General features: G+C 48.1%; 17 protein-coding genes. 2 read left to right on the top strand and 15 right to left on the bottom strand.

What is annotated here, in order from left to right:
• Window positions 1-234: 234 nt before the first annotated feature.
• From ftsA to mraZ, 12 genes are all read right to left on the bottom strand, one after another.
• Window positions 235-1,650: a cell division protein FtsA gene (ftsA, locus tag F453_RS0102945; protein WP_018966664.1), complete on the bottom strand. Its 1,416-nt coding sequence runs from the start codon at window positions 1,648-1,650 to the stop codon at window positions 235-237.
• A gap of 11 nt (window positions 1,651-1,661) precedes the next feature.
• Entirely contained in the window at window positions 1,662-2,471 is an 810-nt protein-coding gene (locus F453_RS0102940) for a cell division protein FtsQ/DivIB (protein WP_009237087.1), read from the bottom strand.
• A gap of 19 nt (window positions 2,472-2,490) precedes the next feature.
• Complete coding sequence (locus F453_RS0102935) at window positions 2,491-3,882, bottom strand: UDP-N-acetylmuramate--L-alanine ligase (RefSeq protein ID WP_018966663.1); 1,392 nt, start codon at window positions 3,880-3,882, stop codon at window positions 2,491-2,493.
• A 46-nt stretch (window positions 3,883-3,928) separates the two neighbouring features.
• Entirely contained in the window at window positions 3,929-5,056 is a 1,128-nt protein-coding gene (murG, locus tag F453_RS0102930) for an undecaprenyldiphospho-muramoylpentapeptide beta-N-acetylglucosaminyltransferase (RefSeq protein WP_018966662.1), read from the bottom strand.
• Between the two features lie 185 nt (window positions 5,057-5,241).
• Entirely contained in the window at window positions 5,242-6,504 is a 1,263-nt protein-coding gene (locus tag F453_RS0102925; RefSeq protein ID WP_018966661.1) for an FtsW/RodA/SpoVE family cell cycle protein, read from the bottom strand.
• 14 nt (window positions 6,505-6,518) lie between these two features.
• Complete coding sequence (murD, locus tag F453_RS0102920) at window positions 6,519-7,850, bottom strand: UDP-N-acetylmuramoyl-L-alanine--D-glutamate ligase (RefSeq protein ID WP_018966660.1); 1,332 nt, start codon at window positions 7,848-7,850, stop codon at window positions 6,519-6,521.
• Between the two features lie 96 nt (window positions 7,851-7,946).
• Window positions 7,947-9,218, bottom strand: coding sequence for a phospho-N-acetylmuramoyl-pentapeptide-transferase (locus tag F453_RS0102915; RefSeq protein ID WP_018966659.1), 1,272 nt, complete (start codon window positions 9,216-9,218; stop codon window positions 7,947-7,949).
• Between the two features lie 171 nt (window positions 9,219-9,389).
• Window positions 9,390-10,835 (bottom strand): UDP-N-acetylmuramoyl-L-alanyl-D-glutamate--2,6-diaminopimelate ligase, encoded by a 1,446-nt coding sequence (locus F453_RS0102910; protein WP_018966658.1) that lies wholly within the window; start codon window positions 10,833-10,835, stop codon window positions 9,390-9,392.
• Window positions 10,836-10,918: 83 nt separating this feature from the next.
• Window positions 10,919-13,084 carry a PASTA domain-containing penicillin-binding protein gene (locus F453_RS0102905; protein ID WP_018966657.1) on the bottom strand — a complete coding sequence of 722 codons (2,166 nt, stop codon included), beginning with the start codon at window positions 13,082-13,084 and terminating at the stop codon, window positions 10,919-10,921.
• Window positions 13,081-13,698: an FtsL-like putative cell division protein gene (locus tag F453_RS0102900; protein ID WP_018966656.1), complete on the bottom strand. Its 618-nt coding sequence runs from the start codon at window positions 13,696-13,698 to the stop codon at window positions 13,081-13,083. Before F453_RS0102900 ends, F453_RS0102905 begins: the two co-directional genes overlap by 4 nt.
• Window positions 13,695-14,654, bottom strand: a complete 960-nt coding sequence (rsmH, locus tag F453_RS0102895; RefSeq protein WP_018966655.1) for a 16S rRNA (cytosine(1402)-N(4))-methyltransferase RsmH — start codon at window positions 14,652-14,654, stop codon at window positions 13,695-13,697. The genes F453_RS0102900 and rsmH overlap by 4 nt, the downstream gene beginning before the upstream one ends.
• The gene (gene mraZ, locus F453_RS0102890) at window positions 14,651-15,112 is read right to left on the bottom strand and encodes a division/cell wall cluster transcriptional repressor MraZ (RefSeq protein ID WP_018966654.1); all 462 of its coding nucleotides are present in this window, start codon (window positions 15,110-15,112) and stop codon (window positions 14,651-14,653) included. The genes rsmH and mraZ overlap by 4 nt, the downstream gene beginning before the upstream one ends.
• A 561-nt stretch (window positions 15,113-15,673) precedes the next feature.
• Between mraZ and F453_RS0102880 the strand changes: the two genes are divergently transcribed.
• Complete coding sequence (locus F453_RS0102880; RefSeq protein WP_033404121.1) at window positions 15,674-16,270, top strand: hypothetical protein; 597 nt, start codon at window positions 15,674-15,676, stop codon at window positions 16,268-16,270.
• A gap of 357 nt (window positions 16,271-16,627) precedes the next feature.
• Here F453_RS0102880 and F453_RS16035 read toward each other — a convergent pair whose 3' ends face one another.
• Entirely contained in the window at window positions 16,628-17,974 is a 1,347-nt protein-coding gene (locus tag F453_RS16035; RefSeq protein ID WP_234398465.1) for an outer membrane beta-barrel family protein, read from the bottom strand.
• A 1,121-nt stretch (window positions 17,975-19,095) separates the two neighbouring features.
• Between F453_RS16035 and F453_RS14910 the strand changes: the two genes are divergently transcribed.
• Window positions 19,096-19,857, top strand: coding sequence for a response regulator transcription factor (locus F453_RS14910; RefSeq protein WP_018966650.1), 762 nt, complete (start codon window positions 19,096-19,098; stop codon window positions 19,855-19,857).
• 466 nt (window positions 19,858-20,323) lie between these two features.
• Here the strand turns inward: F453_RS14910 and F453_RS0102865 are convergent, their stop codons facing one another.
• Window positions 20,324-20,875 carry a hypothetical protein gene (locus tag F453_RS0102865; protein WP_018966649.1) on the bottom strand — a complete coding sequence of 184 codons (552 nt, stop codon included), beginning with the start codon at window positions 20,873-20,875 and terminating at the stop codon, window positions 20,324-20,326.
• Between the two features lie 314 nt (window positions 20,876-21,189).
• On the bottom strand, window positions 21,190-21,345 hold the full coding sequence (gene rpmH / locus F453_RS14905) for a 50S ribosomal protein L34 (RefSeq protein ID WP_009228614.1): 156 nt from the start codon (window positions 21,343-21,345) through the stop codon (window positions 21,190-21,192).
• Window positions 21,346-21,689 lie beyond the last annotated feature (344 nt).

The raw sequence follows: 21,689 nt of genomic DNA, 5'->3' as shown, positions 1-21,689 counted from the left end.
AGGGGAGAGAGGAGTGGTATGTGTTATTAGTTTATGAGTTGATGAGTAGGCAAATTAACGAGTAGACGAGTTGACAAGTTAACGAGTTTGCAAGTTTATAAGTCTACAAGCTAACGAGTTGACAAGGATGTCGTCCACTCTGCAACAAAGCATTTGGCTTAACTCCTTAACTCCTTACAACTTTACTCCTTTACTACTTACTACTTCCTCCTTTACTACTTCCTCCTTATTCCCTTACTCTTCCTCAGTCATTTGCCTAATGAAACCACTAATCCTATCTTTCCATTGTCTGAATTTCGTAGGTCCATTATCTTCTTCAGGTTCGTTATCCACGTGTTGCTTTTCAACCTTCTCCTCTTTTTTCTCCTTTGGTTCGGGCTTAGGAGCATTATTCGTGGGTTGCTGTTGAGCGCCCTTATCCTTTATTTCGGGTGTAACCGCACCTTCAGAGGGCAGTGTAGCGGGACGTTCAACGTCTTCACCAAAGAGATTATCGGATATTTCGCGACCCGCGCAGTTGAGATTACCCTTTGAAAGAAGTCCCAATAGGGTGTTCATCGTTCCATCGTGGGCGGTAAGCTCAGGATGCTTTGAATGTATCTCTTGGTTTACGAACTTGGCCGTACGTATCTTGGTAAAGTTGGTTTTACGACGGAAAGCCTCTTCGATGTTCTTCAGCTGTGCTCCGCCACCCGTAAGTATCAGTCCACCGAGCAGCTTACCATCGTAGGCTTCTGGTATCTGAAACTTCACGTTGCCAATAATCTCTTCTATTCTAGCCTCAACGGCATTGATAAAGGTATCGCTTTGTATGGTTCGACCTTCGTCGATGGTGTAGCTTAGACCCGAACTGTCTTCCTCGGGATTGGTATATGCCGAGCCATATTTCAGCTTAAGGCGTTCGGCATCGTCTTCCTCGATCTGCAACGAGGTGAGGTCTTTCGTGATATTGGCACTTCCCAAGGGAATAACCACCAAATGACGGAGCAGGTTTTTGCTGTAAACGGCAACGGTGGTTGTTTGCGCACCGAGGTCGACCAACGCACATCCGCTTCGCTTCTCCGAGTCGGTGAGCACACTGTCGGCCAATGCAAGGGGCGAGATAAATACGTCGGCAATGGCAATACCCGCAGTGGAGAAACACTTCTTGAGGTTGCGATAGTTGTTGCTACGCCAAAGGATATTGAGGAAATGACCTTCTAAGTGGGTACATTGCACGCCAACGGGGTCGATTTGGAACTGCTGATCGAGCTTATATTCGTGGGTTATGGCCTCGATGATGTCGGAATCGGGATATTGCATGCTTCGGTTAGCGTCCATGAGCGAGTCAACCATGTCTTGCGACACGATGGTATCTTCGGGTAATTCCTTTACGATAACGTTCTTTACGCTGCGCGTAGACTGCCCCCCAACGCCCACGTAAGCGTAGGCAATCTCGGTTTTGAGGGCGGTCTTCAGCTTGGTAATAATGGTGGTGAGGCACTGCACAGTGCGGTCGAGGTTATATACCACGCCCTTCTTCACACACGATGAGGGCGTCTCTTTGGCAACAGCCAAGATAGAGATACTGCCATCGATGTTTTTTCTTCCTGCGATACCGGTAATCTTAGACGAACCGATTTCAATAGCCACGATAAAATCCTTTGCCATAACACTGATGTTTATTCGGGGTTGTTCTTGTTTTCTTTCTTCTTTTTGCAGATAATCTGGTTGTCGAACTCGAGGTCGATGTAGCTGTACTTATTCCATCCCACCTGCGAGAGACCATACTTATAGAACTTTTCTAGCCTTGTAAGCTTCTTGTTTACGTAGTCGGCGATTTTCTCATTACGCTCTTTGGTGTTGGCGGCTTGGGGTAAATAGCCGATAAACACCACATGCTGCCCCACGCGGGGAACTAACTCCACGCCCCTATCGGGCAACACATTGATTTGCTCCACCTGTTTTTCCCACAGTTCGTTAGCCATAAAGAGCTTGGCCAATGGTGCGATGTAGTTCTGGGCGAAAGCCTTGGAGATATGGCCCGTGGCGATAATAAGATCGGCGGAATAATGCGAATTGGGCATCACCTGATTGTTGTCGTCGAGGTAATAGTCGTCTCCATTGACTGCCTTGATGCGCACGATGGGCATGCGTTGGGTAACGCTGATGCTCACACAGCCATCTTGGGTTTTGTAACAATCAACCGTCTTGACGAACGGGCTGCGCTTAAGTGCCTCTTCAATCTGCCTTCCCTGCACGGCCTGCATAGGCTTATTGAGGGGATAAAGCTGGTTGGCGTCCAATCGGCTGCGTATGTCGGAGGCAGTAATGAAGCCATTGGTGTTCTCGTCTTGGATATCTATCTGTACCTTTTGGCACAAGGCCGCCTTGGCGTCGGGCTCTCCGAAAGCCGTGAACGCCAAAACGAGGTAGACGGCTAAGAGCGCATCGACCACAATGGTTACAGTTTTCTTCCAATTCACATTCATACACCTTCCCTTTGGAGGGTTAAGCCTTTTGCTTGGCCTTTTCTTCTAATATCTTGGCCACCTGTGGCGCATAGCTATCCAAATCGCCTGCACCCAGGAATACCAACACGTCGAAATCGCGTTCGCGAGCCAGCTTCAGCACATCTTCTTTCGAAATCATGCTCTTCTCTACACCTTTTTCGAGATTATCGTATATCAGTTTGCTGCTTACACCTTTGATGGGCAGTTCGCGTGCAGGATAGATATCGCAGAGTATAACCTCGTTGAGCAGGCTCAGGGCCTTGGCAAACTCCTTATAAAAGTCGCGCGTGCGCGTGTAGAGATGCGGCTGAAACACGGCCGTTATCTTTCTGTCTTTATATAGCTGGCGTATGCTTCGCGCGCTTTGCAAGATCTCGTTGGGATGATGTGCATAGTCGCTAAGGAACACCAGATTGGGCGTTTTAATCTTAAAGTCGAACCGACGGTCTACGCCGTGGTAGGTTTTGATACCATAACGCAGTTCTTCGGCGTTGCATCCGTTGAGTTGTGCCATAGCCATAGCGGCAACGGCATTCTCGATATTAATGGGCACGGGATGGCCCAAGGTTACGTTCTTTACGCTCTCGATGGGCGAAACGAAGTCGAACGTGATATTACCGTTGTCTATCTTCACGTTCTCGGCATGGAAGTCGCCTTCGTTGAGGGAGTATTGGTATACCTTCACGCCAGGTTTCACATCGGGTTTCAATGCCAATCCCTTCTTAATAATCAGCGCGCCACCCTCTTGAATGAGCGTGGTGTAATGGCGAAAGCTCTCCATATAGGCCTCTTTGGTGCCATAGATGTCGAGGTGATCGGGGTCGGTAGAGGTGATAACGCTCATCCATGGACGCAGCCAATGGAAAGAACGGTCGAACTCGTCGGCCTCGATAACCACATACTCGCTTTGGGGACTTAGTATGTAGTTGGTGCCATAATTCTTGGATATGCCTCCAAGGAAGGCGTTGCAGTCTGGATGACTTTGGTGCATGATGTGTGCACACATACACGACGTGGTGGTTTTGGCGTGCGTACCAGCGAAGCAAAGTCCCTTGAGAGCTCGGGTGAGCGTTCCCAACACCTGCGCGCGCTTCTGTATCTCGAAGCCATTTTCGCGGAAGTACACCAACTCTTTGTGGTCTTCGGGGATGGCCGGAGTGTATACCACGAGGCACGACTTGGCATTTTTGCAAGCCTGCGGTATTTCGTTAACGTTTTCTTCGTAGTGCAAGAGCATACCCTCCTTCTCCAATTGCTGTGTCAGTTGGGTAGGTGTCTTGTCGTACCCAGCCACCACGTAGCCTTTCTTGATGAAGTAACGGGCAATGGCACTCATACCAATGCCGCCCGCTCCTACGAAATATACTGCTTTAATGTTCTTTGTCTCCATAATGATGTTGTAAGTTTATCGAACGTGCCGCTGCTGGTTCGTTCTTTCAACGTTTTTTGGCCGCATGCGCCTGAGCTAGGGCTATCACCTCGTCGGCAATGGTTTCGGCCGAGTTTCTGAGTGCCATCTGTTTGATGTTATGGCTCAATTGCGCTAGGGTTTGGTCGTTATTAACTGTTTGTAAGGCCATGGGGATAAGCTTTTCGGTGGCTTCAGCATCCTTAACGAAGCGTGCAGCCTGCCTATTTACCAAGGCCATGGCATTCTTTGTTTGGTGATCTTCGGCCACATTGGGGCTCGGCACCAGTATCACGGGCTTGCCAATGAGACAGAATTCGGAAATGCTACTGGCTCCAGCACGACTTATCACGAGGTCGACAGCACGATAGGCGGCGCCCATATCTGCAATGAAGTCGGTGGGTTTAAGTGCCGGCATTGGCGATTTCTCGGCCAACTGGCTTTTGATTTCTTCGAAATAATTCTTGCCCGTTTGCCAAATAACCTGCACGCCACTATTTCGCAACTCGTCGAGATGTGCCATCACGCTTTCGTTAAGTGTACGTGCGCCAAGGCTTCCACCAACAATGAGGATGGTTTTCTTGGTGGGTTCGAGTCCAAAAGCGCGCAGCGCCTCGGCCTTTGTCAGTTGGGTGTCGAGCAACTGCTGACGTACGGGATTGCCCGTAAGCACGATTTTGTCTTTGGGAAAGAAGCGTTCCATACCTTCGTAGGCCACGCATATCTTACTGGCTTTCTTGGCTAACAGCTTGTTTGTTACACCCGCATACGAGTTTTGTTCTTGTATGAGGCATGGAATATCCATCGCCGCGCATTGGTTAAGCGTGGGTCCGCTGGCATATCCGCCTACTCCCACAGCTGCCATAGGCTTGAAATCCTTGATAATTCGCTTGGCCATGCGTTGGCTTTTCCATATTTTGAACAACACGGCGAAGTTCTTAAAGAGGTTCTTTCGATTGAAACCGCTGATGGGTAATCCCTTGATGTCGTATCCTGCTGCGGGAACGCGCTGCATCTCCATTCTGCCCAACGCGCCAACGAAGAGTATCTGCGCATCGGGACGTTTGGCTTTTAGGGCGTTGGCAATGGCCACGGCAGGGAAGATATGTCCTCCTGTGCCGCCACCGCTGATAATTATTCTCAAGTTATTTTCCATTCTTTGCTTGTTTGGATTGGTGTGGGGGATACGAGAAAGTAATGGTTTCGCTGTTTGTTCACCCACTCGCGCCGAGTCTTCACTTGGTTTTCTACCCTCCCTTATTCTGCATACAGAGCGAGCCTATTCTGCAAACCCCTTATCGGGGGCTTGTGCCTGACACTCGCTTCTTACTGCAAAAGTACTCATTTTTTTTCTGTCACACCACTTTTTGTTAGTTTTTCCGCTTTCTTTGCAGTTCTACTTACACTAATTATTGCGCCCATGTAGACACAATTGATGATGGTTGAGGTTCCGCCCTTACTGATAAGAGGCAGCGGCTGACCCGTTACGGGCACTAAGCCTACGGCCACACACATGTTGAACAAAGCCTGCGTCACCAGCAAAAGGGCTAACCCCATGGCCAAGAAGGCGGGAAAATTGTTTTCACAACGGTTGGCTATCCTACCCGTTCGGAAAAGCAACACCACGTAAAGCATGGCTACGAAGACTGCACCTATAATGCCCGTCTCTTCGATTATCACTGCGTAGATGAAGTCGGAGAAGGCTTGCGATAGGAAATCGCGCTGCACCGAGTTGCCTGGACCTTGCCCAATGACATTGGAAGAGGCAATGGCGATGTTGGCGTGACCCACTTGCGCGTCCTTATCGAGGTCGAATTTCTCGGGTGGAACTTCCTCGTGCTTCACGAATTTGTAGATACGCGACTTCCAAGTGTCGGCTCGATGGAACAGACTACCAAAAATGCCTTTCTCTTCTTTCTGTGGCGCTACGTTCTCGGTGAGGGTCTGTTCGGGAGCTTCAGTTTGCTTAGCATGACCAAAAATCAACACGAACGATAGCGCTGCACCAGCAATAAGCACCACAACACCCAATATTTTTCCCAACTGAGACACAGGCACACGCCCCAAAATCATCATCATATAGATAACCATACAAATGAGTAGGCCCGTGGAGAGGTTCTCTAAAAGTATGGGAATGATGATGACGAAGCCAAAAGCTATCCAGTAGACGGCCTTGCGGTCGGCTCCATGCTCGGTTTGAGTGGCACTAAGCACCTGAGCCACCATCAAAACGAGCGTTCCTTTACCTATTTCGGAGGGCTGAAACTGTATGCCCAAGAGGCTTACCCATCGTTGTGCACCATTGGTGCTCTGTCCTCCAAAGAGCACCCAAATAAGTGTTACAAATGAAAAGAGCAGCAGAAAGGGCGTTAGCACCTTAAAATATCGGCAGGGAATGTTCACCGTAAACACCATGAAGACAATACCCAAGAACAATATTCCGAGGTGTTTGATGATGGGTGCGAGGTAGCTTCCGCCCTTATAAGTAAGGGAAGAGGATGCCGAAAACACCTCTATGGCACTGATGAGACAGAGGAAGAAGAATATCATCCATATCACCTTGTCGCCCTTGAAGAGATTGCCTAAGGATTTGTTAACTGCCATTGACGTTTGGGGAATTAGAGGTTTCGTACCAATGTCTTGAATTGCTCACCTCGGTCTTCCATATTCTTGAAGAGGTCGAAGCTAGCGCAACAGGGACTCAACAGCACGGTGTAGCCCTTCTTAGCCATGTTGGCGCAGACCGTTACGCAGTCTTTCATGCTGTGAGTGTCGGCCACGGGCAAGCCCAGTTGGTCGAAATTCTGATGCAGTTTGGTGTTGTCGGCACCAAGATACACCAATCCGGCGCACTTTTCTTTCACCAACTCCTTGATGGGTTCGTAGTCGTTACCCTTGTCTTTGCCTCCAATGATGAGTATCGTTGGGGTGTTCATAGCCTCCAACGCATAGCGACAAGCGTCTACGTTGGTGGCTTTCGAGTCGTTGATGTAGTTTACACCATGCATCGTTGCTACGCGTTCCATGCGGTGTTCCACGCCGGGGAAATCGCTAAGACCTTGTTCAACAACACTCTGAGGAATGCCGGCAGCGCGTGCAGCCAATGCAGCAGCCAGTGAATTATAGAGGTTGTGCTTGCCTGGTAGGCTCAGGCGGTCTTGCGGCATAGTGAAATCGAGGGGAGCGGGTAGCGTTACCTGTCCATCCGCAACGTATGCAGCCATGCCCGTTTCGCTGTTTTCGGCAAAGGGACATACATGTGCCGACACGTCATACTTCTGCAATTCGGGTTTCACCACGGGGTCGTCGGCCCAATAGATAAAATAATCTTGCGGCGTTAGGTTCTGCAATATGCGCATCTTAGCGTCTACATAACCTTGCATGCGGTAGTTATAGCGATCCAGATGGTCGGGTGTGATGTTGAGCAACACGGCAATATGTGCCTTAAAGCGATACATATCTTCAAGCTGGAAGCTGCTCAACTCGATAACATACCAATCGTGTGCACCCTCTGCCACCTGTAAGGCGAGGCTTCGGCCTATGTTTCCACCCAATCCTACGTTATAGCCTGCGGTCTTAAAGATGTGATAAATGAGCGACGTTGTCGTGGTTTTGCCGTTGCTTCCCGTGATGCACACCATCTTGGCATCGGTATATCGGCCCGCGAACTCAATCTCGCTGACAATACCGATACCCTTAGCTATGGCCTGCTGCACCATGGGGGCTTGGCTGGGGATACCCGGACTCTTCACAATCTCTTTGGCATTGAGTATTTTCACTTCCGTGTGTCGTCCTTCTTCCCAGTCTATGCCGTGACTGTCGAGCATCTGCTTGTACTTGTCCTTGATGGGTCCCATGTCCGAAACAAATACGTCGAAGCCCTTTTGCTTGGCCAATATGGCAGCTCCCACGCCACTTTCGGCTGCGCCTAATATCACTATTCTGTCCATTTCTGCTTTTTCTTTGTTGTTTGTCGTTGTGGTGTCGGCTCGTCGTCAGTTATCGAATGGGGCGACACCTTATTATATATAGGACCTATTTTTAACCTACCTTATTTTAAGTGTGATGATGGTTAGGGCGGCCAAGATGATGGTTATAATCCAAAATCGAATGGTAATCTTCGATTCGTGCACCACAGACCTCGGCTTTTGAATCACATAATGACATTCGGGGTCTAGCTGATCGTCTTGTGTACGGAAGTTATCATGTATAGGCGTACGCTTAAATATGCGTTGCTTTACACCTCGCCGCTTGCCCATCTTGAAATAATACACCTGTAACATCACGCTCAAGCTTTCCACAAAGAAGATGCCGCAGAGTATGGGTAGCAACAATTCCTTGTGGATAATGATTGCCCCCACGGCGATAATTCCGCCAATGGTGAGCGATCCTGTATCACCCATGAACACCTGCGCAGGGTAAGCGTTGTACCAAAGGAAACCGATGAGCGCGCCAATAAAGGCACAAAAGAATACCACCAGTTCTTGCGAACCGGGTATGTACATGATGTTGAGGTAGGCGGCGAACTCTAAGTGCGAACTGACATAGGCCAAAATGCCCAACACCACACCTATAATGGCGCTGTTACCGGCACACATTCCGTCCATACCGTCATTGAGATTGGCCCCATTGCTCACTGCCGTCACCACGATAATGGTCATTATCACGAAGAGAACCCATCCCGCCGCGGTCTTGTATTTACCCATAAACGACATCACGCGCGAATAATCCAGGTTGTGTCCTTTAACGAAAGGGATCGTTGTTTTGAGCGACTTGCGCGCCTCGCTGCGGTGTTTCACCACCACCTCGGTATTGTCTTTGCGCTGTAAAGCAAGGTTCTCGTTCATCTTCACGTCGGGCGATGCCCATAGAACAAGGCCCACGATAAGTCCGATACCCACCTGTCCCACAATCTTATACTTGCCTTTCAGTCCCTCCTTGTTGTGGCGGAATATTTTGATAAAGTCGTCCATGCCACCCAAGAAGCCCAACCACACGGTGGTAATAACCATGAGGATGAGGTAGATGTTACGCAATCGACCCAGCAAAAGCACAGGAACGAGTATGGCAACGATGATGATGATACCGCCCATACTGGGTACGCCAATCTTCTGAACACCAAAGGGGTCGATACTAGCGTCGCGTTGCACCTCGGTTATTTGCTTTCTTTTGAGGTATTTGATAAACTTCTCGCCGAACCATGCTGATATAACCAACGACAATATTAAGGCCAATAACGACCTAAACGAGATGTATCCCCAAATGTGGGCTCCCGAAATGCCGAACTGTTCTAAGAAGCGGAAGAGATAATATAACATGTTTTGAGTTTATGAGGTTGTAAGTTTATGAGTTCATAGAGAGGAGTTGGGGAGTTAAGGAGTAGGGAGTTAAGCCGTATGCCTTGTGTAACTGATCATCTTTTTGCTTTTAATTTGCAAGGCATTTTACTCCCCTCTCCCCTTGGAGAGGGGTTTGGGGGTGAGGCTTTGTTAAAAGTTTTCCTTCACCACCTCTTTGTCATCGAAGTGGTGTTTAACGCCTTCTATTTCCTGATAGTCCTCGTGACCCTTGCCTGCTACAAGCACAACATCGCCTTTTTGGGCCATCATGCATGCCGTACGAATAGCTTCGCGACGGTCTACGATAGAAACCACCTTCTTCATTTGCTGCGCATTAAGTCCTGCTAGCATATCGTTGATAATGGCTTGCGGGTCTTCAAAGCGTGGGTTATCGCTGGTTATTATCACGCGATCGCTTTGTTTCACAGCCTCAACAGCCATCAATGGACGCTTACCTTTGTCGCGATTGCCACCCGCACCACAAACGGTAATAACCTTTCCTTTACCGTTCAGCACTTCGTGAATGGCATTTAGCACATTCTCCAAGGCGTCGGGCGTGTGGGCATAGTCAACAATGGCGGTGTAACCTTCGGGCGAACGCAGGGGTTGAAGCCTGCCATTGACGCTATGCAGGGTACTCATTACCAACAAAATATCTTCGGGACGCTTGCCCAACATCACTGCCGTGGCATAAACGGCCAACAGGTTGCTCACGTTGAACTTGCCAATGAACTGCACACCAACCTCTGCACCATTTATTTCGAGGTACATTCCTTCGAAGTGACACTCCAAAATCTTTGCCTTAAAGTCGGCCATGCTACGCGTTGAATAGGTCTTCACCGCGGCGCGCGTATTCTGAACCATCACCATTCCATTTTTATCGTCGACATTGGTAATGGCAAATGCCTGCTTGGGCAGCATGTCGAAGAAGGCCTTTTTGGCATTGCGATAGTTCTCGAAGGTCTTATGATAGTCCAGATGGTCGCGTGTTAGGTTCGAGAACACGCCGCCTGCGAAGGTCAATCCGCCAATGCGCTTCTGGGCAATGGCATGCGAACTGCACTCCATAAAAACATATTCGCACCCCGCTTCCACCATGCGATGCAACAAGGCGTTAAGCGCAATGGGGTCGGGTGTGGTGTGATCGGCAGGTATGGCTTCGTCTTCGATGTAGTTGCACACGGTAGAGAGCAACCCACAGCGATGTCCGAACTTCCTGAACATATCATATAATAAGGTGGCGATGGTGGTTTTACCGTTCGTCCCAGTAACGCCCACAAGCTTCAACTTCTTCGAAGGCTCGCCATAGAACATGGTTGCGACGGGTCCAACGGCGTCTTCGGTACTCTCCACCTGCACGAATGTAACGCCTTGGGGCAGCTGGTCGGGCATCGTTTCGCACAACACGGCTGTTGCACCTTGTGCCACAGCCTTGTCGATAAACGTGTGTCCGTCTACCTGCGTGCCCTTTATGGCCACGAAGAGATGGCCTTCACCCACCTTTCGCGAGTCGATATCTACGCCCGTTATCTCCACTTCGGCGTTACCCACCACGCTTAGGGGCTTCACGTTCTTTAAAATACTGCTAAGTGTCATTATAGTTATCTTTTTATTTCGGCTAACGAAAGGGGCGTGCGCCTAAGGTGTCTCGCACCCCTCGCCATGACCTAATGTTTCATTTATCCTTCTAAAACCAGCTCGCACCTCATGCCCATTTTCAGCGGTGTTCCTGGTTCTATGCTTTGTTTTACCACCCTACCGCGTCCCACGAGCCTTACTTTTATGCCTCTACTTTCCACAAGATACACGGCATCGCGTGCTCCCATGCCATGCACGTCGGGCATTTGCGAACGGCCATACTGCTTAACCCTTTTCAACGACACGGCTTTGCCGCCCTGAATGGTGGCATGTCCCCATACAGCTTTACCTTTAAGGCTGTTCGCCGTCCAATCGGCAAAGGTCTTTACACCAAGATGCGACAGCACGTTGTCGGCTGCAAGCACGTTGCCCGACTTCACTTCGGGACACAATACCGATGCAGTGTCGCGGGCATCGCGGGCATCTAGCTTGATGTCTTTTGCCATTATACCCTCGGCGATATTCTTAAACACAGGACCACACATCTGTCCACCCGAAGCGGGGATGCCCGTTTTCTGTATGCAGACTATGCAACTGTATCGCGGTGCATCAGCAGGAAAATAACCCGCGAAGCTCAACAGATAGTCTACACTTCCGCTCTTATATCCCGCCGCACCTTTAGACATCTGCGCTGTACCTGTTTTTCCAGCCACTTGGAAAAGCTCCGAGCCAGCTTTCTTTGCCAAACCCTGACTCACCACCTTGCGCAGCACCTCTTGCATCAGCTTTACCGTTCGGGGTTTGCATATCTGCTCGTAGCCCTTCATTGGCTCAGGCGGGAACTCCATAATGGTTAAGCCTCCCTTCGACACTTTCTTAACAAATCGGGGACGCATTAGCTTACCATTATTGGCTATGGCATTGTAGAAGGCCAACATCGAAATGGGCGGCACTTGCGTTTCATATCCAATGCTCATCCACGGCAGGGCCGTGTTGCTCCAATTGAGCCATTGCCCATTAGGAGCTTTCTTGGGCATACGTATCTTTGCAGGCGACGAGCCCACGAGTGGTATCTGATAGTCGAGAGCTAATCCCAGGCGGTATATGCCACGAACGAATCTCTCGGGGTTGTTGTGATAATATTGGTCGATTACCCGACTAATGCCAATGTTCGAACTCACTTCCAACGCACGCGACACCGACACTACGCCGTATCCGCCACGTCGCCAGTTGTGGTCGCGCATCTCCCTACCATACATGGGCCATGTTCCACCACCCGTGTTCACCTGATACGAGGTATCAATTAGTCCATCGTCCATTGCGGTCATTATGCTCGCCACCTTGAATACCGAACCCGGTTCGAGCAAGTCGCTCACGGCATGGTTCTTCAATTCTCGGTATTCGCCATCCGAACAGCGTTCCATATTCACGATAGCCTTAACGTCGCCCGTGGCAACTTCCATCACAATCACCACACCTACCCTTGCGCTAATCTCCTTCATCTCTTCGAGCAGCGAGCGTTCGGCCAAGTCTTGCATGTTCACGTCAATGGTCGTAACGATGTCGGCACCATCGATGGGAGGCGTATCCATGATATCGAGGAACTTGTTGAGCACCTTTCGACGGTGGATGATACCGTTAGAACCGCGCAAAATGGAATCGTAAGACAATTCCAATCCAAAGCGCGCCGTGTCTTTCGCACCATACATGTCGCCCACGGTACGTCCTGCCAGCGAACCGTATGGACGTTGGCGGGCGTTGTACTCTTCGGTGTGGAAGCCGCTCTTATATTTCGACATGTTAAAAACGGGCAACGTACGCACTTCGGTATAGGTGTTATAGTCCACGCGTTTGTCCCACAACAGCCAATGTCGACTTTGCTTATTGCGTCCTTCTTCTAGATGGCGCCTGAAGCTTACGGCCGATTTTTCGGGGAAGATGTTATGAAGACCGTCGCAAATAGAATCGAGTTTCACCTCCCACAACGAGTCATTCTTGGCCTCACGTAGAGCGTTGAAGTCCATATAAAGCTTATATTCGGGCAGGGAAGAGGCCATCAGCTGCTCATCACTGCTCAAAATGTTCCCGCGCATGGGCTTAACGCTCACGCTATCTTTCTTCTGTCGGTCGGCCACAGCCATCCAATAGTCACGTTTGGCAGTCATCACATAGAGCGTCTTGCCAATCACCGCTATGGCCACCATCGTCATCAATATGGTGATGAAGGTGTAGCGAGGCATGATTTTCTTTGATTGGAACTTGCTCATTCTTCGGGAACGTTTATTATATATGGTGGTTGGTCGGGCATGCGCAGTGTCGTGTCGTTGCTTACGCGAAGCAATCGCAACACCTGACTTTCCCTACTCTTCTCTGTTATCTGACTGTTGCTCGACAGCGACTTATACTTGGCGTCTTGCAACTCCTTCGTAAGTTGGTCTATCTCGATGAGATATTGTTGGCAACTGTATCTATTGGCGATGTATACAAAGATAAATCCCGTGATAAGTAATAGCAACCAAATTTGCTTGCGTATGGTGGAGGTATTGAGAATATCACCACCGATGATTTTCATAAAGGTGAGGTTCGACGTCAATGGGGCGTCGCTCTCGGTGGCTTGTTCCATGATGGCCTCTTTCAGCGTGGGCAGATCATCGGCCATTGTTTCCTTATCGGCTTGCGCCTTGTCTTCATTCGTGTTTTCTTGGTTATCTGCTTCGGTTCCGTTCGGGTGTTTTCCGCCATTCGCGACCGCCTTTTTGGCAGCCTCGCTCTCTTTCTTGGCGATGTTCCTTAGCACCTCTACCGCGTCGGGACCTTCGTTCGGCTGCTCCACTGTAAACCGAATGTCGGGTTCGCCCGTATTTTTATCTTTATCGTTCATCTCTTTTCTGCAATTCTAAGTTTTGCGCTTCTGCTCCGTGGGTTACGTAGTTGTTCGTCGGCGGTTGGCACAATCACCTTATTGTTCACCAAGGTGAAGGGCGTTTGTGCCCGTCCGAAGAAGTCTTGCGATAGTTTCCCTTCCACGTTTCCTGTTTTCATGAAGTTCTTCACCATACGATCTTCCAGGCTGTGGTAGGTTATTACGCTCAGTCGGCCTCCCTTGCCGAGCCATTCGGATGCAGCTTGCAGCATCTCTTTAAGCGCATCCATCTCGTTGTTTACCTCGATGCGCAGCGCCTGAAAAAGCTTAGCCATCTCCTTCTTTTCGCGTTCGCGCTTGAAGAAAGGTTCAACAATGGCCGCAAATTCTTGCGTGGTATGCACGGCTGCTTTGGCCCGAGCCTTCACAATGGCCGAAGCGATGCGGCGCGACTGCCTTATTTCGCCATAAAGAAAAAACACGTCTGCCAGCCTTTCCTCGTCGTAGGTGTTCAGCACCTGCGCTGCCGTTAAGGTGGCACTCTTGTTCATACGCATGTCTAGTGGCGCATCGAAGCGGAAGGAAAAACCACGTTCTTGGTCGTCGAAGTGGTGCGATGACACGCCAAGGTCGGCCAAAATGCCGTCTACATGGTCTACGCCATAGTAACGCATCCAGTTGTCTAGGTATCTGAAATTGCTCCGCACGAAGGTAAACCGATTGTCGTCAGCCAGCGGCGATTGCCCTTCGGGCCCTTCTCTACGGGTGTTTTCTTCGGCATCGGCATCTTGATCAAAGCTGAAAAGTCGTGCCGTGGCGTCCATCTTCGAAAGGATATGGCGCGTATGTCCGCCTCCGCCAAAAGTAACGTCTACATAAACACCGCCTTCAACGATGTTCAAGGCGTCTACGCTCTCGGTAAGAAGCACCGGCACATGATAGCCTTGGGCTGTTGTGATGTTGTCGTTGATCATTGGTTTTCTCCTTCCGGTTGTGCCATAATGGCCTCTATGGCCGTTCCGAACTCGTTAGCAGCCACAAAAGGCTGTTGTGTATTGGCCTCACTCCATATCTCGATGGTGTCGCCCATACCCAAGAAGCGAATGCTTTGGCTTATCTGTGCCATCGCCATATAGCGCTTCGGGATGAGGAAACGCCCGTTTCCATCGAGCGTAACCAACTCTACATCAGACACGAATTGTCTGAAAAGTTGTTGGTGCGTGGCATTCCAGCGCGACAAGCGGTTGCGCAAGGCATCCATCTGTTCGTTCCAAACGCTCTCGGGATAGAGCACCAAACAAGGTTGGTGCAGGTCTTTGCAGAGCACAAGACTTTCTTCGCCCGATGCTTGCAGCACCTTGCGGAAAGCGGCGGGCAAGAAAACCCTTCCCTTCGCATCTGTCTTCGCTTCTGTGTTACCCAAAAATCGCATTCTCTTCTATTAGATGGAAACTACCGCCAAAGTTAATCATTTTTCCCCATCTTCCCCCACTTTTCTCCACAAAATGTGCTAATTGTCAAAGAAGATTTATGTTAAAAGAGAATTTTTAAGGCGTTATTGGCATTAGTTGGTTGGGATTGAAAGGCTAGCTTTTATAGGGAAATACAAGGTTAAAGCAGCTAGAACGCATCGCATTTTTAGGATTTATAAGTGGGCAAGATTATCCAATAGCATTGGAACTCTTAGCTACATTAAAGACTTGAAGTGCTTCAAGAGCCAAGCACGACTGATAAACCAAGCACATCAAACCTGCCAAACGACCCCAAAAGGTGAGAATATAACCGAACCACTGCGAGGAATGTTGGCATATTCGTTGACAAGTTTTCAGAGAATTGCTTGTATATCTCATTGATTTTGACGATTTTTGTGTAAAGGCTGTGCATATCTTGGTTTAAACTTAATGACTTAAACGCAACCAAGTCGCTAGGAATCACTGACATGTAAGGTCTCTTAATCATGTTTATCTATTTAATTACACAAACGAATTTAGATATGAGATGTGTTATTATTTTATCTTTCTTGGCTCTATGCGCATGTAAAGCTACTTCAAAGAAAGCATTTGGCCCAGAGCAAAGGCTAACTTATTCAAAACAAGAGGCAAAGTCTTCTTGTGTAGGAGAGCGTATTAACTGGCAAGCCATATCATTAACCAATAAGTGCCCCTTGGTGAAGAGCAAAGAAACATTGCCATACGATAAACGTATTGATATAAAGACAGTGAAATACAATCTGATAGAAAGTAAGTTGTTGAAAGGTGCTTCAGCGTTTCTTTGTGATGGAGGAAACAAGCTCAGATATCTACCTTTACCCAATAAAGGAGACGTGTCTTTGATCTTAGTCCCAATGGATTGCGGGGATTTTGACTATCGTTTTTATTTGTTGACAATAAAGAATAATACCGTTATATCAGACCTGTATGTTGAAGGCATTTGGTATGAACCAGGTGGCCCTGAGTTGGAGGAGATCACATCCTTCAAAATTGATAAGAACTTTTCTGTTAAAGTTAAGACTATATCATTAGGTTCTCCGCAGAAAGTTAGGAATTATATAATTAGGTATGACGGTAAAATTATCGAAAAGAAAAATTAGCATAATAAACTCGTTGGTGGAGTTAATTAAGCACGCGCTAAATTAACTCCGCCAACAGACAAACTCACAAACTTATTACCTTCCCACTAGCAAAGGTGAAACGAACAACCTCGCCTATTAACTTACTGCTAACTAGCCAACTCATTTACTTGTCAACCCACAAGTTCATAAGCCCACAAGTTCACCTAATCTTTTACAAGGCACATCGTATTAACCACCCCATTCGAGAAAGACAAAGGATTATAAGCTACTTCCGAAAGTTCTTTTCTCGTTCCTCGAAAAGTGCGTTTTCTCGCCATGACAATGTTCGAGCAAGCTCGACATTGTTCATTTGGCTTAACGAAAACGTTCAATTAATTACAATCGCTTGATTTCTTGGTCAGCATCGCTGTGACTGTGGGATTTATGGTCCTTGCTATTCAGCTTGTATCGCAGGGTTATTGAGACGGCCCTGAAGTCGTATCGGTTTAGCAGACGCATCACCATCTGGTCGTTGTAGATGTCATTGCGGTCCTTTTTGCTGTCGAAGATGTCATTGACCTTGAGTTGCACACTCAGACGGTCATGGAACAGTGTCTTGACTGCGTTGAAGTTAACCGACCACATGTCGCGGCTGAGATGCACGTTTCGGTAGTCGCCCTGGCTCTGATAGTCGGCAGTGAGGAAGAGTGATAGCGCACGGCCTATCTGGAAGTTGTTGGATAGTTTGACAACCCAGATGGGACTGCTCAAGTTGTACTGACCCGTACCTGTTGTCAAGTGAAGGAACTGCTTGTTCATCACTGCCGTAAGTTGGGGCGTCCACGCTCCGAATCCCTTTGAGACGACCACTGCCAGACGCATCTGCTTGACCGACGACAGGTTGCGATAAGACATTATCGACACTGCACTATGTGTAGCCGACTGCGTGCCCCAGTTGATGATGGCGTTGCGGGTGTCAGAGTAACCTAACTGGAACTGAACTATCCACCACACGCCTTGCAGCGTTAATTCATGTACGTACTCTGGTCGCAGCAGCGGGTTGCCCATCTGCCAAGTATAACGACTACCATAGAGCACGTTCTTGCTTAATTGACGATATGTGGGCCGGCTAACTTCAGTGGAGTAAAGCAACTGGGCCTGTAATTGTCCGACGCGGATGCCCCACGAGAGATTGGGATAGACCCTGAAGACAGACTGGTTCACATCTGCCTCGCCATTGCCAGGATGGAAGGTGAACTCTGAATTCTCCGCACGAATGCCGAGCCCGAAGAGACCCACTCCAGTAAGCACAGAGTAGTCGGCAAAAGCCGCGCGCTGCGTCTCCCTCAGCAGACTCTGCGATGTGGGCATCTCGCCAAGGGTGCTGGCGTAGTCGTCGTTGCGCCGAGTGTGGACATACTCCACTCCCACTGTTGCATCACCACGCCACAGCTTGTGTCCGACTGAGACACGCAGCGACAGCAGTCTATTGTTGACATGACTGACAGCCGAGAACGTCCGACTACGGCCGGTCTGACTTGTCTCGTCATAAGCATTATCTGTCTCTGTCGTACTGCGGAGGTAGTCGAGGTCGGTATTGATCTTGAATTTGTTGACGGTTCCAGAATAATAAACGTTGATTAGGTGGCTCGGGTTACTGTGCCCGCGTTCCTGTCCATCGGTGTGCAGTAGGTCGTATGGTTGGCCGTCTGCAGAGATACGATTGACAGAACTCAAATCCATGCGGTTGCGAGTGTCGAGGGTCAACATGTAGCGTCCACCGACATACGACTGTCCAGCAATATGGTAGTCTAGGCCAACCGTGTTCTCCACACGGTTGTGCTTACGGTGCTCCTGTTCATTGCTGACTTCATTCCACAGTGTGTCAACATGGACTGTTTGGGTGAGGTCTTTCCATTTCAGGTAGTTGTCCGACCTGTATTCAAAGTTGTCGTACACCGTCCACCGCCGCGCGCTGTAGCGCAAATTAATCTGCTCTATCGCGCTAGTGTTGCGGTTTTGGTACCATGTCGAGCGGGCATCAACGCTTAGCCCCTGAGCAACATTGGTATAGGTTGTCACCCGGACCACGGCCTTGATAGAGGCATCGTATTCAGAGCCTGGATTTGTGACCACCTCCAAGCTCTTGATGGCATCAGACGAGAGATGGCCAAGTTCCGAAAAATTGTATATGCGGTGGCCGTCAACAAAGAACACGGCCTGTCCTCTGCCCATCACATCGTACCCACTTTCCGTCTTTCTCATGAGTGGCATCACCACCAACACATCCTCTAGGGTTCCTGCGTGTGCGAGAGTCGTACCGCGGATGGCATAGCGAAAGCCGTCACGGGTCAGCTGCGACATAGGGCGCGAAGCCTTCACCTTCACCTCGTCTAACTGATGCTGTACCTCGCGGAGAACGATGGACACTGAGTCGCCACTGCCCGGCCTGACGATGGCGGTCTCATATCCTAGACACGACACTGCAATCATCCATTCGCCCTGCGGTCGTGGCATGATGAAACGGCCTTGGTCATCGCTCACCTCGCCACAAATGTAGGTGGAATCGGGACTGCTGAGCATTACAACAGTCGCTCCTACTATAGCCTTGTGTGACGGGTCATACACATGCCCTGTCACCTTCTCTTGCGCCACGATGGCCATCGACCATGAAACAGCCAAAATGATAGTTAGAATTTTTGCCATCTGATCAAACTAATAAATGTGCATCATAATTTTTTGTCTATGTGTCTTCTTACGGCTACGGGCACTAAACCCATGATAACAAAATTATAAAATATATAGGCGCCTCAAAATAATTTTAAAGCAAACTTGCAAGAATAATATAAAAATCATACTTTTGTATGAGAAATAAGAAAACAAACATGACGATTATAGATATAATCAAAGGACTAAAGGAGATAGACGACACAACGGATATCGGGTTTCAAGTCATAGATGATACTTCTCCTTATGTGAAAAGTGCACAAGCTTGCGATAGGCTTGGATATGGAAAAATTGTTTTAATTGATTTCAAACGTTGTACTTTCCTATACGTCTCACCATCCATTATATCTAAATTACAACAATTTGGAAATAAGAAAACGAGAAGTATTGAAGACGTGCTTGACGAAAGGCAGGTACGCTATATAAGTAATGTGCTTAAATCGTATTTTGCATTACTGAAAAAGTCTCATGCTCATATAGAGTCTTCTACCCTGCATTTTGATTTGTCAATAAATGCCTCTATACGTAGGGAGATGATACACATATCGTTAACTCCTTGTTTATTTGATACTAACAAGGATGTTATACTCGGATTGTGCATGTTAACGTATTCGACAAGGAAACAAATTGGGAATGCGCTTATCAAACTACCCGAAGTTAACTATCATCTTGAATTGAGAAACGACGAATGGGTGCAAACCAATAATCCACATTTAACTAATATGGAAATAGTTATTATTGGGCATTGTGCAAATGGTAAAAGCATAGCGGACATAGCAGAATATCTCTCTGTTTCAGCATCTACAATCAAGACTCACAGAACAAGCGTATTAAAAAAACTTGGAGTTAACAATACTATTGAGGCCATACAATATGTAGAGAATTACAATCTAATTTGAGAACTATCTCAAAAAAAGAAGTTAGAAGTTGTCTTGATTTTCAATATAAAGGGACGGCGGTAAAATTATCGAAGAGTAAAGACTTAGAATAATGAACTTATTGGCGGACTTAATTTAGTACGCCCTAAATTAAGTCCGCCAACAGGTAAACTCACAAACTTATTAACTTGACAACTCACGAAACCATGCACGCACAAGTTTATAAACTCACAAACTTAACAACTAAAAAACTCACGAACTTATTAGCCTACCCACTGAACAAAGACGAAAAGACGGTTTGTATTCCGCGCTTGCATACTTATGGGGTGGGTTAATTCCATTCTTTCGTTTTATGTCTCTTATGTCAAAACACAAAAAAGTGAACCTTTCACTTGTCAACTCATCAACCGGTTAGATCACCTAAAAGCCTTAAAGCATGCAGGCCTTAGACATTTCAATGGGCCAGAAGTCATTGTCAGCCTAGCACTTACAGGTCTTCCAGTTCGTCAATGGTGTTGTTGGTTGTGTTTGTGGCGTCTTTATAGTCGATGTTTACGTAGAACGTGTCTAGGTCGACATAGCCCGTTGAAGTAACAAACAGATCTATTTCTCCGTTGGAAATGGTATAAGCGCTTTGCTTGAACTTATGCATATACTCATCGGTAAAGTCGTGCGAGCGGCGATTTTCAGCCCCATACTTCAAGTCTAGCTTAGCCATCAGCTCGTTAAGTAGGTTCGTAGCTTGATCGCGCCCTTGTCGGTCTATCATCACTTTGGCACGAAACACCTGACGAGTACGAGCATTGAAGAAGACCACCACTTGTGCCGGATATCCTGAAAAATGGCCATCGTAAACACGCTGTCCCTCGGGCAGGCCCTTCGACACATACGAAACGCGAAGTCCCTTTGTAAGAAGGTGTTGCTGAAACTCGGTGATAGAGCCCTTTATTTCTATGCCCATAAACTTAAGATGCTCGCCTTGTGCTTGCACGGTGAGCGTTGCGAGGATTGTGATAAGAAGTAAAACTAGTTTTCTCATGATAATTTATTGTTTTATTTCATGGCTTTTGCGACCGCAAAGGTAGCAATAATTCTTTGGAAACAGGTAGTCGCGGTTGTGTTTTTGTGCGGGGAAATGGCAGATAAATTTTATGTGGCAGGCGGTACGGACAAGGCCAATCAGAACGACGATTCTCAACTCAACTCTCCCGCATTGGGCGTATTGCCGAACTGGCCGTTCTGCCTTCTCCGCCCAGTTGTTGACGTTTACCCGCAACAAAAAACAAGGCAGCGATGAAACAGGTTCGTTTCATCGCTGCCTTGCAATGTCGTCATACGGTGTGAATCCGTAGCTTATTTGCCGTGATGTTCGTCAGAAACAGTGAGTTTCTTGCGACCGCGCGCGCGGCGAGCTGCCAAAACGCGACGACCATTCTTAGTTGACATCCTCTCACGGAAGCCGTGCTTATTCACCCTTCTACGATTGTGGGGCTGAAATGTTCTTTTCATTGCTTTATCTTAATTTATTGTTATATTCTCGCTTTGAGGTGCAAAATTACTGATTTCTTCTCAAACAACCAAAAGATAACAAGGATTTAAGTGTTTAAAGAGGTGAGTTTGTGAGGTTTTGAGTTAAGTTGGCTTCTAAAAAATGGCATTGCGAGGTTTTGCGGTTTCAGCTTTTAAGCTTGTAAGTAGTTGCAATTTTAAAGAACACGACCTAGCTATGGGCCTACTTGTTAACGCACTAATAGAATGCGGTCGCAAGTTTCTCCCCACCTCGCATCCACGTGTAAGGTGTAGATTTAATCGCCACATGGCTTGTGTTCGTCAAAAGAGCCATGTTGCAATTG

This window comes from Hoylesella loescheii DSM 19665 = JCM 12249 = ATCC 15930 (assembly GCF_000378085.1).
Classification (GTDB): domain Bacteria; phylum Bacteroidota; class Bacteroidia; order Bacteroidales; family Bacteroidaceae; genus Prevotella; species Prevotella loescheii.
Note: the sequence above shows the minus strand (reverse complement) of the source record. Positions and strands in the feature narration are given on the sequence as shown.

Coding starts and splice junctions, on each gene's coding strand:
- F453_RS0102865 (WP_018966649.1), bottom strand. CDS start 20,875: ATGAGAAAACTAGTTTTACTTCTTATCACAATCCTCGCAACGCTCACC.
- ftsA (WP_018966664.1), bottom strand. CDS start 1,650: ATGGCAAAGGATTTTATCGTGGCTATTGAAATCGGTTCGTCTAAGATT.
- F453_RS0102925 (WP_018966661.1), bottom strand. CDS start 6,504: ATGGCAGTTAACAAATCCTTAGGCAATCTCTTCAAGGGCGACAAGGTG.
- F453_RS0102940 (WP_009237087.1), bottom strand. CDS start 2,471: ATGAATGTGAATTGGAAGAAAACTGTAACCATTGTGGTCGATGCGCTC.
- F453_RS0102910 (WP_018966658.1), bottom strand. CDS start 10,835: ATGACACTTAGCAGTATTTTAAAGAACGTGAAGCCCCTAAGCGTGGTG.
- F453_RS0102900 (WP_018966656.1), bottom strand. CDS start 13,698: ATGAACGATAAAGATAAAAATACGGGCGAACCCGACATTCGGTTTACA.
- F453_RS0102905 (WP_018966657.1), bottom strand. CDS start 13,084: ATGAGCAAGTTCCAATCAAAGAAAATCATGCCTCGCTACACCTTCATC.
- rsmH (WP_018966655.1), bottom strand. CDS start 14,654: ATGATCAACGACAACATCACAACAGCCCAAGGCTATCATGTGCCGGTG.
- F453_RS16035 (WP_234398465.1), bottom strand. CDS start 17,974: ATGGATTTGAGTTCTGTCAATCGTATCTCTGCAGACGGCCAACCATAC.
- murD (WP_018966660.1), bottom strand. CDS start 7,850: ATGGACAGAATAGTGATATTAGGCGCAGCCGAAAGTGGCGTGGGAGCT.
- F453_RS14910 (WP_018966650.1), top strand. CDS start 19,096: ATGAGAAATAAGAAAACAAACATGACGATTATAGATATAATCAAAGGA.
- F453_RS0102935 (WP_018966663.1), bottom strand. CDS start 3,882: ATGGAGACAAAGAACATTAAAGCAGTATATTTCGTAGGAGCGGGCGGC.
- F453_RS0102880 (WP_033404121.1), top strand. CDS start 15,674: ATGAGATGTGTTATTATTTTATCTTTCTTGGCTCTATGCGCATGTAAA.
- F453_RS0102915 (WP_018966659.1), bottom strand. CDS start 9,218: ATGTTATATTATCTCTTCCGCTTCTTAGAACAGTTCGGCATTTCGGGA.
- mraZ (WP_018966654.1), bottom strand. CDS start 15,112: ATGCGATTTTTGGGTAACACAGAAGCGAAGACAGATGCGAAGGGAAGG.
- rpmH (WP_009228614.1), bottom strand. CDS start 21,345: ATGAAAAGAACATTTCAGCCCCACAATCGTAGAAGGGTGAATAAGCAC.
- murG (WP_018966662.1), bottom strand. CDS start 5,056: ATGGAAAATAACTTGAGAATAATTATCAGCGGTGGCGGCACAGGAGGA.